We start from the raw sequence: 11860 nt of genomic DNA, 5'->3' as shown, positions 1-11860 counted from the left end.
GGTTAACAAACCCTTTCCAAGATCGTTTTCAGGGCCTGTTCATGTCACTTTCCGCCGATTCCGCCGAAACTCTGGCCCTAACCGCCTTGGGGTGGCTGGTCGGAAATGAGGAGCTTTTGCCGGTCTTTTTAGGCTCAACCGGCGCTGCATCCGAGGATTTACGCGCCAGTGCGGGCGATCCGGCCTTTCTAACGTCAGTGCTGGATTTCCTGCTCATGGATGATTCGTGGATCGTGGCGTTTTGTGACGCGCATTCCATTCCCTATGACCATCCAGCTCAGGCGCGCGCCGCGCTTTCGGGTGGCGAAATCCACTGGACTTGATCCCATCTCTGCAGGAGCATCTGATGCCAATTGACGCTATTGTCTTCGACAAAGACGGTACTCTTTTCGATTTCGCTAACACTTGGGGCGCGTTTGGGCGATCCCTTGTGATGCGCCTGACCAACAATGATGAAACGCGGGCGGCTGCGCTGGGGGATGTGATAGGCTACGACCTTGCACAGGATCGATATGTTGAAGACAGCATCGTGATCGCCTCAACCGTTGAAGAGATTGCGGAATTCATGCTGCCACATGTCGAAGGCTTCACGCTGACCGAGCTTATTGACACTATGAATGTCGAAGCCGCCGCTGCCACGCAAGCGCCAGCCGTGCCGCTTAAGCCGTTTCTCGAAGGCCTAAGACAATCGGGTCTAAAACTTGGGGTGGCCACGAATGACAGCGAACATCCGGCCATGCAGCATCTGGCGTCTGTCGGAATTCAGGATCATTTTGACTTTATTGCGGGCTATGACAGCGGCCATGGCTACAAGCCCGGACCCGGTCAGCTGCTGGCCTTTGCAGCGCATATAGGGATCGATCCGTCGCGTATCGCCATGGTGGGGGACAGCCTGCATGATCTGCAGGCCGGGCGCGCCGCTGGTATGGTCACGATCGGTGTGCTGACGGGGGTTGCCAAGACCGAGGCATTGGCCCCGATGGCGGATGTCGTCTTGCCGGATATCGGGCATATCCCGGCCTGGTTGGAAAGAAACTGACAACACCGATTAGAAATTCGGCACATCGGGATTAAAAACCGACAACTTCTGTCGCAGATAGAACGGCTGAGATGCAGTCTTCAAGGCTTGCTTAGAAACAAGCAAGGCAGGAGAGGACTATGGCCGATACCGATACCCGCAGACGTCGTGGTGGAGGTCGCGCAGGTGCAGCGGCTCGTCGTGGTAGTGCTGTGATTGATCAGATGCCATGGAATCCGCCGGTTAATATCGACCGCCCGACCGAACCTTTGGGTCCAGAGGGCGTGGACGCGATCCATGATGGCGCGATGCGCATCCTCGAAGAGATCGGGATCGAGTTCTACAATGATGAGGCCATCGGCATCTTGCGTGAAGCCGGGTGCACCATTGAGGGTGACAATGTGCGCATGGGCCGCGACTTCGTGATGGAGATGATCGCCAAAGCCCCCAGCCAGTTCTCGATCACGCCCAGAAACCCGGACCATACGATTCAAATTGGTGGCAAGAACCTTCTGTTTGGCAATGTATCGTCCCCTCCGAACTACTGGGATATGGAGATCGGCAAGAAGGTTCCAGGCAATCGCGAGATGTGCCGAAACCTGCTGAAATTGACCCAGTATTTCAACTGTATCCACTTTGCCGGCGGGTATCCGGTTGAGCCGGTCGATCTGCATGCCAGCGTTCGGCACCTGGACGTGCTCTATGACAAGCTGACGCTGACAGACAAGGCGATGCACGCCTATTCGCTGGGCAAAGAGCGGGTCGAAGACGTGATGGAGATGGTGCGGATCGCGGGTGGGTTGAGCCACGAGGAGTTCGAGGCGACCCCGCGGATGTATACCAACATCAACTCGACCTCACCGTTGAAGCATGACTATCCGATGATTGACGGGTGCCTGCGTCTGGCGCGGCGCGGTCAGGCGATTGTCGTGACGCCGTTCACATTGGCCGGTGCAATGGCACCGGTCACGATGGCGGGCGCTGTAGCTCAGTCGCTGGCAGAAGCCCTGTGCGCAATTGCGCTGTTCCAATATGTGCGCCCCGGCACGCCCTGTGCCATTGGAACTTTCACCTCAAATGTTGACATGAAAACAGGTGCGCCTGCCTTTGGTACGCCGGAGTACATCCGTTCAACCCAGATGACGGGGCAGATGGCCCGGTATTACGATCTGCCGATGCGATCTTCGGGGGTATGCGCTGCCAACGTCCCGGACGGGCAGTCGGTTTGGGAGACGTCGAATTCCCTCTGGGCAGCTGTGCAGTCGGGTACGAATATGGTCTATCACGCGGCAGGTTGGCTGGAAGGGGGGCTGATCGCAAGCCCGGAAAAATTCATCATGGATTGTGAGGTTCTACAACAAATTCAACGCTATATGGACCCCCAGCTTGTGGCCACGGGCCCGGATGAAATTGCGCTGGACGCAATTCGTTCGGTGGGAAATGATGGCCACTTCTTCGGCATTCAGCACACCCAGGACCGTTATACTACGGCGTTCTATCAGCCCTTCCTGAGCGATTGGAAAAACTATGAAGGTTGGGAGGTTGCCGGAGGTATCTGGACTGCTGAGCGTGCGCATCACATGTTCAAAGAGATCATTACCAGCTTTGAACCCCCGGCTTTGGACGATGGCATTCGGGACGAACTGGCCGATTTTGTTACCCGTCGTAAGGCCGAAGGCGGGGCGCCGACTGATTTCTGACCCCAAAACTATCGCTTTGATACTCGGTTGCATTTTCCGCAAACAGCGGTGGATTTTGGGTAATTGTTAAGATTTATCCGACCAAAGTGAGATGGAACCAAATGGGGCATCTTATGCATGGTCTGATAAATCGGGCGATCCAGTCTTTTGTTTGCGCGACTTATGGTCAATCGTGCTGGCTGCGCGTGACCGAGGCTGCACGACTGGGCTTTGTCGAGTTTGAGGCCATGCTGACCTATGAAGACGATGTGTTGTTCAGGGTTCTGGATGCGTTAAGCGCTGAACTTGGCCGCCCGCAATCCGAAATACTCGAAGATGTCGGGACCTATCTGGTCTCGCATCCCAATATGGAAGGGCTGCGGCGCCTGTTGCGGTTTGGCGGTGTCAGCTATGTCGAATTCCTACACTCGCTGGATGATCTGCCTGATCGCGTCCGCTTGGCCGTCTCAGACCTGACCCTGCCCGCGCTGGAGTTGCGAGAGCTTTCGGTGACTGAATATCAACTGCTCTGCCATCCCGGACTACCGGGCTATGCCAGTGTCATGGTTGGAGTACTGCGGGCGATGGCGGATGACTATGGCGCTTTGGTGATGCTGTCGGAGGATGGTCAAAAGGACAGAGCTGAGGTCATATCCATCATGTTGGTCGAGACCGCTTTTGCCGAAGGGCGTCACTTTGATTTGGGGGCGCGAAACGAATGACCAAGACTCAGGATCTGGCTCAACTGCTGGAAACCCTTTGCCCGATGTTCATGCTGCTGGATGACAAAGGTCTTATCCAGAAGGTCGGACCGACATTGCAAAAGCTGCGACCAGATACACCCTTGATCGGCAAGAGCTTTCTGGATGTGTTCCAGTTGATCCGACCACGGACCGTCACGACCACTCCGGCGCTGATGTCCATGGCCGGTGCAAAGCTGCATCTGAAGTTCCATGATGAGCCACGCACCACCTTGAAGGGCCTGGTCGCCCCATTGCCGGATGGCGGCGGGGCAGTGATCAATCTGTCTTTCGGGATTTCAATTCTGGATGCGGTGCGAGATTATGCCCTGACCAGTGCCGATTTCTCGGGCACCGATCTGGCGATCGAACTGCTCTATCTGGTCGAGGCGAAATCTGCCGCGATGGAGGCGTCGCGCTCGCTGAACCTGCGGCTGCAGGGGGCGATGCTTGCCGCTGAAGAGCAGGCGTACACCGATACATTGACTGGCCTGAAGAACCGCCGCGCGATGGATCACATGTTGGCTCAGCTCAGCGCGGCCACTACAACATTTGCGCTGATGCATCTGGATCTGGATTTCTTCAAATCCGTCAACGACCGCTTGGGGCACGCAGCCGGGGATTTTGTGCTGCAACAGGCCGCCCGGATTATGGTCGAGGAAACACGGTCGAACGATATGGTAGCGCGGGTTGGCGGCGACGAGTTCGTCATTATCTTCAAGGACCTGACCCGAGAAGACATTCTGTCATCAATTGCCGACCGCCTGATCAAGCGACTGAATGAACCGATGATGTTCGAACAGCAGCCTTGCCGCATATCCGTGAGCATCGGAACCGCGCTGTCGACGCAGTTCGAAACGGTAAAGGCGGCCGATATTCTGCACGCCGCCGATCTGGCCCTGTATCAAGCCAAGCGAGAAGGGCGGTCGCGCCATCGGTTGTATTCCAGCTTGTCGCAAGCGCGGACCTGATCTGCGCTAAACCGCCGCAAAGGCCGCGTCGAGCTTGCGGGCGATCTGGTGTTGGATGGGCGGAAGCTCTCCAACCACGGGAAGAACAGTTCCCTGAAACCCGGCGCGTTCCAATTCTTGTGGAACATCTTCCAGCACATGGCCTCCGGTGCAGGCGAAGAAGGGCAGACAAAGAGACTGCGCACCGGCACCGCTTGCCGCATCTGCGATGGATGGGGGTTCTTCGACAAACCCGACATTCAGGGTCTTGAAGGGCAGCAGTCCGCCCAAGGTTTCGGAGAACTCCAATGTCACGGCAGATGGATTGCGGCTGCGCCCCGATCCATGGGCGGCGATCACCAGATCAGTGTCTTCGGTGACCCAGTCCTTTGACGTCAAAGCCTCTCGCAGGGCGGTGCACACCAAAGTTGGCAACTCCGGATCGACGCCAAGCGGGTCCAGAATCCGAAGCCCACGGTTGCCGACGCGTTTGGGCAAGGCACTGGTCACAAACCAGCCTTTGGCCATGAACAAAGGATAGATCACCGCATCAGATGGCAGGTCGTCCATCACCGCCTCAAGCCGGCCAGGGGCTGCCAAGGTGGCCGAATGCACCGAGACATCCTGGGTCAGAGCATCGACCTGAGCCGCAAATCGGGCGAGCGATGTCTCTGCCGGATCTGGGTCCGAGGGTTGACCATGGGCAACGATAATGGCCTGCGGCATATGTGATTCCTTCTGTTTGCCCGTTAGGTGTCGCGCCGGACGTGTAAGTCAAGGCGGGGATTATCCCAAAAGGGTCAGCCAAAGCCAGACGGTCAGGATGGACGCCGCAGTTCCGATCAGCACAGATGACGCGGCGACCCGCTTTGCCCGGCCATACATATTGGCAAAGATATAGGCATTAAAGCCGGGCGCCATCGCTGCGTTTAACACGCCAGAGCGAAACAGGTCCTGTGGCAGGCCTGTGGACGCGCCAAAGATCCAAACCAGACTAGGATGCAGTATAAGGGAAATGCCACAAACGTAAGCAATCGTCCTTAAATCGCCCTCGGGTTTGTACTTAACCAGCACGCCCCCCAGCGCAAACAAGGCGCCGGGTAGGGCCGCACGGGTCACAAGGCCAAGCGCCTCATCGACCACCCGAGGTATGACAAGACCCGACAGGTTCACGACAAACCCAAGTGCGATCCCCAGAATCAGGGCATTCTTGAACATCGCAGACAAAACCGAACGCGCCATGCGTATGCCGCCATGACCGCGATTTCGAACAATTTCCATCACCGTGATGCCGACGCCGTAACAAAAGGGCGAGTGGAAGGCGATGATGGCGTAGTTCCCGGTCAGATTGTCAGGCCCGTAGGCGCGTTCCGTGATGGGCAGGCCCAACAGGACCGAATTCGAGAACAGGCAGCAGAAGCCGATGGCAACGCAATCCTCCCAATCACGCCCAAAGATCAACCGTGCGCCGAAGAGCCCGGCGGTAAAGCATAGCGCGGCAGCAGAGTAGAAGCTGATCAGCAGGCGGGGGTCGAAACTGGCGCTCAGGTCCAGATGCGCAATGGCCAGAAATAGCAGGCAGGGGATGGCAAACCCCTGCGTAAACTTCATCAAACCGTCGACATGGACTTCTTTAAAATAGCCAGACCGTGTCGCTGCATAGCCTGCGCCGATGACCAGAAAGACCGGAAGGATGACGTCGATCAGGCTTTGAAGCATATCGCCCCACAGTCTAGCGATATCTGGCTTGCGCAGAACAGGGGCTTACAGCGCCTGTTCGATCACCATCCCGTCATAGGCGGGGGTGATATGGTCAGGTGTCTCGGCCTCGACCGTCGCATAATCCAGATCGATATGCATATTGGTCAGAACCGCGTGTTTCGGGCTTAGCCGCTCGATCCAACCCAGTGTCTTTTCAAGATGCGCATGTGTTGGGTGAGGTGACCGGCGCAGGGCGTCGATGATAAGGCAATCCAGCCCCTCCATCTTTGGCCATGCGTCGTCGTAGATTTCCGCGACATCCGGTAGGTAGGCGAGGTTACCCATCCGAAAGCCCAGCGAGTCGATCGAGCCGTGGTTCACCTTGAATGGCTCAAACGGGATCGGGCCGCCGGGGCCGTCGACTTCGAAAGCGCCGTCAATGGATTTCAGATCGAGGATCGGCGGATAGGGTGAGCCTTCGGGCTGGATGAACGCATACCCAAACCGACCCAGCAGTGCGTTTTGCGTATCGCCATCCGCCCAGACTGGAACGCGGGTTCGCATGTTGAAGACGATCATTCTCAGATCGTCGATCCCATGCATGTGATCCGCGTGCGAGTGGGTATAGACGACCCCGTCCAACCGCCCGGTTCCCGTGTCCAGCAACTGGCTGCGCATATCCGGTGTGGTGTCGATCAGGACCGAAGTGGTGCCATCCGGCCCGTCCCGTTCTACCAGCAGAGAGCAGCGGCGGCGGATGTTGCGCGGGTTTGCAGGGTCGCAATCGCCCCATTGCCCGCCCAGGCGCGGCACGCCGCCCGAAGATCCGCAGCCCAGAATGGTGCAGCGTAACAGGCTCATGCAGCGGCCTTATACTGGCCGACCTTGGAAAACAGGCGGTCGAAGTTCAACTGAGTTTGTGCTGCGAATGCGGCGTAGTCTATGCCGAACACCTCGGCCCCTTTGCGGGCGGTGTGCGCGGTATAGGCGGGTTCGTTGCGCTTCCCGCGATAGGGTGGCGGGGCCAGATAGGGCGCGTCGGTTTCGACCAGAATGCGATCCAGCGGGGCGGCGGCGAAGATATCGCGCAGCTCCTGACTTTTGGGGAAGGCTGCGATGCCGGACATGGACAGGTAGAATCCCAAATCCAAAGCGGCGCGGGCCAGTTCAGCCGAGGACGAAAAGCAATGCATGACACAGGAATAGGGCGCGTTGCGGTGTTCCTCGGTCAGGATGCGGGCCATGTCATCATCGGCGGCGCGGGCGTGGATGATCAGCGGCAGGCCCGTGCGCTGGGCAGCCTCGATATGAATGCGCAGCGATTGCTTCTGCACCTCGGCGCTGTCGGCGGTGTAGTGGTAATCCAGTCCAGATTCGCCGATGCCTACGAATTTCGGGTGCTGTGCAAGCGCGACCAGTTCATCGACCGTTGCCATCGGCTCGTCTGCAGCGCTCATCGGGTGAGTGCCTGCGGCGTAGAAGACCGGAGCGTGGGCCTCGGCTATGGCGCGGACGTTGGATTCATTGCGCAGGCGGGTACAGATGGTGACCATCCGGGTTACCCCCGCATCGGCGGCTTTGGCGATGATCTGGTCCAGCTGCCCTTCGAAATCGGGGAAGTCCAGATGGCAATGGCTGTCGGTGATTTCGGGCGTATCGCTCATCTGCTCTGACCGGCGGTTTCCTGTATCTTGAACACCGTATCTAGGACCAAAGCGGCAGGGTCAAGGTTCACCGCCTGACCATGACGTGCGCGGGCTGTGATTGTCGCGGCGATCTCGGCCCAGCGGCGAGCCTGATGGGGTGAGGCCGACAGGCGGGCAAGCGTTTCGGCCTCGTTTGGAGCCGCTTCTGGCGCGGGCGGCGCACCGGTTGCCCCGGTCAGGGCGAGGCGAGACAGGGCGACGTCGATCAGCGTTAACAACAATTCGAACCGCTCTGCCGCGCCGCGCTGGGCGGCCGCTTCGGCCAGTTTCAAAGCGCGTTGGCGATCCATGCGGGGCAGGGTGCCCAGAATGGCGATCAGTTCTGCATACAGGTCCAATCCGCCCAGATTGATCAGACGCACCGCATCGCCGACCGATCCGGCGGCCAGTGCGGCCAGATGATCCGCCTGCGATGGCGGTTCCGCCCCGGTTTGGGTCAAAGCGTCCTGCATGTCCTCGGGCCCCAGCGGTGAGAGGCGCAAGGTTCGACAACGCGACCGTATCGTCGGCAACAGGCGCGAAGGCTGGTGCGAGATCAGCAGCAACGTGGTCCGCGCGGGTGGCTCTTCCAGCATCTTCAGCAGCGCATTTGCGGCGCTGACATTCATCTCATCCGCTGAATCGACAATGACGACGCGCCGCCCTCCATCTGCCGAGGACAGGCCGAAAAACTTGCCCAGTTTGCGGATGTCATCCACGACAATTTCACCACGTAACCGTCCCTGATCGTTCAGCGAGCGTGTGATGGCCGCCAAACCAGGTTCCGCACCCGCCATAATGCGGTGCGAGACCGGATGGTCCGGATCAATATCCAGTGTTTCAGGGAGTGGAGGCGCACCGAATAGCCCACCGTCCTCTGCCGGAGGCGTTGCCAGAAGAAACCGCGCAATCCGCCACGCCAGTGTAGCCTTTCCAACGCCGCGCGGGCCGGTCAGAAGCCAGCCGTGGTGCAACCGGTCCGAGGTGTAGGCAGTCAGAAACGCCTGTTCCGCCGCGTCTTGTCCGAAAAGGCGCGAGGTTTCACGCGGATGTGGCGCGCCGGGGGCCTGATCTGAGGTTGGGGTGTCGTCGCTCATCGTCTATCGCAAAGCTGCCTGGACGATGTCTCTCACATCTTGCGCAACGCTGTCCATGTCGCGATTGCCATCGACGACGCGAAACCTTTCGGAAAACTCATCGGCCAAAGCCAGAAATCCGGCGCGCATCTGTTTTTGTAGGGCAGGGCCAAAATCTTCAAACCGTTCCTCGGTGCCCTGGCGGCCTTTGGCGCGGGACAGGCCGGTTTCCGGGTCCATATCGACCAGCAGGGTCATGTCGGGTTCGCGCCCGATCATGAGACTGTGCAACTGGTCGACAATGCCCCTCAGATCACCGCGCGAGAGGCCCTGATACATGCGGGTGCTGTCGGCAAAACGGTCGCAGATCACCACCTTGCCATCGGCCAGCGCTGGTTCGATGGTGCGTTCCAGGTGGTCGCGGCGGGCGGCGGTGAACAGCAGAATTTCGGTTTCAGCCGACCAACGATCCGGGTCGCCTTCCAGCACCAGCCTGCGGATTTCCTCAGCTCCGGGCGATCCCCCAGGTTCGCGCGTCAGAATAACCTGGTGGCCCGTCTCGCGCAGAAACTCGGCCAACATCCGGGCCTGAGTTGATTTACCTGATCCGTCAATGCCTTCAAAGGTCAGGAATAACCCACGTTTCGTCACATCGACTCCAGCGGGTTATTGATCACGTCTTTCAGAACAATACCGCCCACGGTCATCATGCGGACCATGAATCCGCCCAGAGGCACATCCTCGGCCGCAACCAGAGGGCGGCGTATTTCGGGTAGGCCTTCGGGTTTGATCACCAGCTCAGCCAGTTGTTCACCTTTGGCAACTGGGGCATTGATCGGGCCTTCATAGACGACCTCAGCCTGAACGTTCTGAGTACCCAAAACCGGGAAAAGCACGTTCAGATCGCCTTCAGGAACAAGTCCAACGGTCTTTTTCTCACCCATCCACAGTTTGGCTTCGGCTATCGGCGTTTCTTCGGTGGCAACTGTCCTCTCGACAAAATTTCGAAATGACCAGTTAACCACGGCCTCAGCCTCCTCTGCCCGCTGTGCGGTGCTATCGAGACCGGACAGGACGAAGATCACCCGGCGGTCACCTTGTTTGGCCGATCCGACCAGGCCATATCCCGCTTCTTGCGTGTGGCCGGTTTTGAGCCCATCGGCCCCGATGTCCAGCCGCAGCAGAGGGTTCCGATTGCGTTTGTTCGACGGTGCGCGCCCGTCAAATTCGAACTCTTCTTCTGCAAATAGCGGGTAGTATTCCGGGAAGTCGCTGATCAATCGATCCGCAAGAACCGCCAGATCATGCACCGACATCATATGCCCTGCGGCGGGCCAGCCGTTTGAATTGGCAAAGTTGGAATTGTCCATGCCCATCTGTTTGCCGCGTTGGGTCATGTAACGGGCGAATCCCGCCTCGGTTCCATCGGGGCTCAGCGCTTCGGCGATCACTACGCAGGCATCGTTGCCCGACAGAACGATAATACCGCGCAACAGGTCCTCGACCGTTACACGATCTTGCGTGTTCAGGAACATGGTCGAGCCGCCATAGCTCATCGCGTGTTCAGATACGGGCAGAGTTTCCTGCAAGGTCAAACGCCCATCGCGTAACGCCTCGAACGCGACATAGAGCGTCATGAGCTTCGACATCGACGCAGGCGGCAGCGGTTGATCGGCGTCTTTCGACAGCAGTACAGTTCCGGTCGACTGATCGATCACATAGGCGGCCCGCGCCGTGGTATCAAACGCGTGTGCGGGCAAGGCCAGGACAGCCATCCCGAGGGTTAGTACGGATGTGCGAATTGCGGATAGCACGGGGCGCCTCCTGTTATCAGTTGGACACGGTGAATGCGTCGGTAAAGCCCAGGTCTTTGACATCGGTCTGAATCGCTTTGCGATCGGCGCGTGTTGCAGCAGGGCCGACCAGAACGCGCCAGACGGTTTTGTCTTCAGCCTCAAGCGCACGGACCTCGGCAGCCATACCATTCTTACGGATTTTTTCTGCGGCTGTGTTTGCATTGGCTTCAACACTGAACGTGCCGATCTGAACATAGGGCTTTGTCAAGTTCGATGCAGCAGGGGCGGCAGCTGCGGCCGCTGCCGGAGTGGCCTCGGCCGCGTCAATCGCGGCGGCGGCCCCTTCAATCGGGTCCAGCGGCGTGGCCGTTATCTCTTCGGGTTGCTTTTTCTGCCACCACTTGCGCTTGGCTGGTTTTTCAGTTGGGGCGGCGACGGGGGCGTCAGAGAGTCCCGGTGCGGCGGCCCCAGTGGCTGAGGCGCTGTCTACTGCAGCTTCCGCAGCCCCTTCATTGGCCGCCGGGCCAGCCGCCGCGGCAGCAGCGCCCGCCGCGCCTGCGGCAGCAGCCGGTTCTTTCTTTTGCCACCACTTGCGCTTGGCAGGCTTTTCCGATGGAGCAGCCTCTGCCTCTGCTTCAGGCGCAGCGGCTGCAACTTCGGTTTCTTCTTTCGGAGCCTCGGCTTCGGGCGTCTGTTCCTCAGCGGGTGGTTCTTCTTTGGGTTCTTCCCGGCGCAGGGCTACAACGCTCACCCGTGTTGGCGCACCGGCCAGCATTCCGAGTTTTTCCGCAGCGGCAGAGGAAACCTGCAAGGCAGGCCCCGGCAAGTTCGCCTGACGCCGGAACAGGGCGCCCGTGACGCTTTTGTTGTTCGCGGTGTTCTTGATCAAAACGCGTTCTGGTTGGTTAACATCAGGATGCGCCACCCAGATGCCGCCCAGCGAAGGCCGCCCATCCCAAAGCCCAGCTTCGGTTACCGAAAACACATCCGGTGCCTCAACGTCGCGCTGCGAACTGTTAGTGACCTGAGGTACCAGTTCGATTGTCGAATTGTCCGCGCCTTCGTTCTTGGGTTTCGCAGAGCCGTCCTGAGATTGAAGAACGTCGTCACACCCGGACAAAACTGTCAAAGTCACAGCTAGTACAGCCAGTCCTCGCGGATTTGCGCGTGTCTGTGTCGCTCGCTTCATCTTTTGTTCCCTTGCCTGAAAGGGCT

Annotated in this window: 13 protein-coding genes; 5 read left to right on the top strand and 8 right to left on the bottom strand. The window is 58.8% G+C overall.

Features of this window, described 5'->3' with window-relative positions; genetic code table 11:
• The first annotated feature begins 41 nt into the window (after positions 1-41).
• The 5 genes from ABLN87_RS05280 (at position 42) to ABLN87_RS05260 (ending at position 4408) form a co-directional block, all read left to right on the top strand.
• The gene (locus ABLN87_RS05280) at positions 42-323 is read left to right on the top strand and encodes a DUF3572 domain-containing protein (RefSeq protein ID WP_353008088.1); all 282 of its coding nucleotides are present in this window, start codon (positions 42-44) and stop codon (positions 321-323) included.
• A gap of 23 nt (positions 324-346) precedes the next feature.
• A complete protein-coding gene (locus tag ABLN87_RS05275; protein ID WP_353008087.1) occupies positions 347-1039 on the top strand; it encodes an HAD family hydrolase in 693 nt (230 codons plus the stop codon).
• A 119-nt stretch (positions 1040-1158) separates the two neighbouring features.
• Positions 1159-2718 carry a trimethylamine methyltransferase family protein gene (locus tag ABLN87_RS05270; RefSeq protein ID WP_353008086.1) on the top strand — a complete coding sequence of 520 codons (1560 nt, stop codon included), beginning with the start codon at positions 1159-1161 and terminating at the stop codon, positions 2716-2718.
• Positions 2719-2831: 113 nt separating this feature from the next.
• Positions 2832-3419, top strand: coding sequence for a heme NO-binding domain-containing protein (locus tag ABLN87_RS05265; RefSeq protein ID WP_353008084.1), 588 nt, complete (start codon positions 2832-2834; stop codon positions 3417-3419).
• Positions 3416-4408, top strand: a complete 993-nt coding sequence (locus ABLN87_RS05260; RefSeq protein ID WP_353008083.1) for a GGDEF domain-containing protein — start codon at positions 3416-3418, stop codon at positions 4406-4408. The genes ABLN87_RS05265 and ABLN87_RS05260 overlap by 4 nt, the downstream gene beginning before the upstream one ends.
• Positions 4409-4414: 6 nt before the next feature.
• Here the strand turns inward: ABLN87_RS05260 and ABLN87_RS05255 are convergent, their stop codons facing one another.
• Genes ABLN87_RS05255 through ABLN87_RS05220 form a run of 8 tightly spaced genes read right to left on the bottom strand, consistent with a single transcriptional unit; the run spans position 4415 to position 11834 of the window.
• Positions 4415-5113: a sirohydrochlorin chelatase gene (locus ABLN87_RS05255; RefSeq protein WP_353008081.1), complete on the bottom strand. Its 699-nt coding sequence runs from the start codon at positions 5111-5113 to the stop codon at positions 4415-4417.
• A gap of 60 nt (positions 5114-5173) precedes the next feature.
• Positions 5174-6106, bottom strand: coding sequence for an AEC family transporter (locus tag ABLN87_RS05250; RefSeq protein WP_353008079.1), 933 nt, complete (start codon positions 6104-6106; stop codon positions 5174-5176).
• Positions 6107-6151: 45 nt separating this feature from the next.
• Positions 6152-6949, bottom strand: coding sequence for an MBL fold metallo-hydrolase (locus tag ABLN87_RS05245; RefSeq protein ID WP_353008077.1), 798 nt, complete (start codon positions 6947-6949; stop codon positions 6152-6154).
• A complete protein-coding gene (locus tag ABLN87_RS05240) occupies positions 6946-7752 on the bottom strand; it encodes a TatD family hydrolase (protein ID WP_353008075.1) in 807 nt (268 codons plus the stop codon). Before ABLN87_RS05240 ends, ABLN87_RS05245 begins: the two co-directional genes overlap by 4 nt.
• The gene (locus ABLN87_RS05235) at positions 7749-8870 is read right to left on the bottom strand and encodes a DNA polymerase III subunit delta' (RefSeq protein WP_353008073.1); all 1122 of its coding nucleotides are present in this window, start codon (positions 8868-8870) and stop codon (positions 7749-7751) included. The genes ABLN87_RS05240 and ABLN87_RS05235 overlap by 4 nt, the downstream gene beginning before the upstream one ends.
• A 3-nt stretch (positions 8871-8873) precedes the next feature.
• Positions 8874-9500 carry a dTMP kinase gene (tmk, locus tag ABLN87_RS05230; RefSeq protein WP_353008072.1) on the bottom strand — a complete coding sequence of 209 codons (627 nt, stop codon included), beginning with the start codon at positions 9498-9500 and terminating at the stop codon, positions 8874-8876.
• Positions 9497-10624 (bottom strand): D-alanyl-D-alanine carboxypeptidase family protein, encoded by a 1128-nt coding sequence (locus ABLN87_RS05225; RefSeq protein WP_417750381.1) that lies wholly within the window; start codon positions 10622-10624, stop codon positions 9497-9499. The genes tmk and ABLN87_RS05225 overlap by 4 nt, the downstream gene beginning before the upstream one ends.
• Before the next feature lie 55 nt (positions 10625-10679).
• Positions 10680-11834, bottom strand: a complete 1155-nt coding sequence (locus ABLN87_RS05220; protein WP_353008069.1) for an SPOR domain-containing protein — start codon at positions 11832-11834, stop codon at positions 10680-10682.
• Positions 11835-11860: the final 26 nt, after the last annotated feature.

The sequence above is a fragment of the Ruegeria sp. SCP10 genome, from assembly GCF_040329495.1.
Taxonomy (GTDB): Bacteria; Pseudomonadota; Alphaproteobacteria; order Rhodobacterales; family Rhodobacteraceae; genus Ruegeria.
Note: the sequence above shows the minus strand (reverse complement) of the source record. Positions and strands in the feature narration are given on the sequence as shown.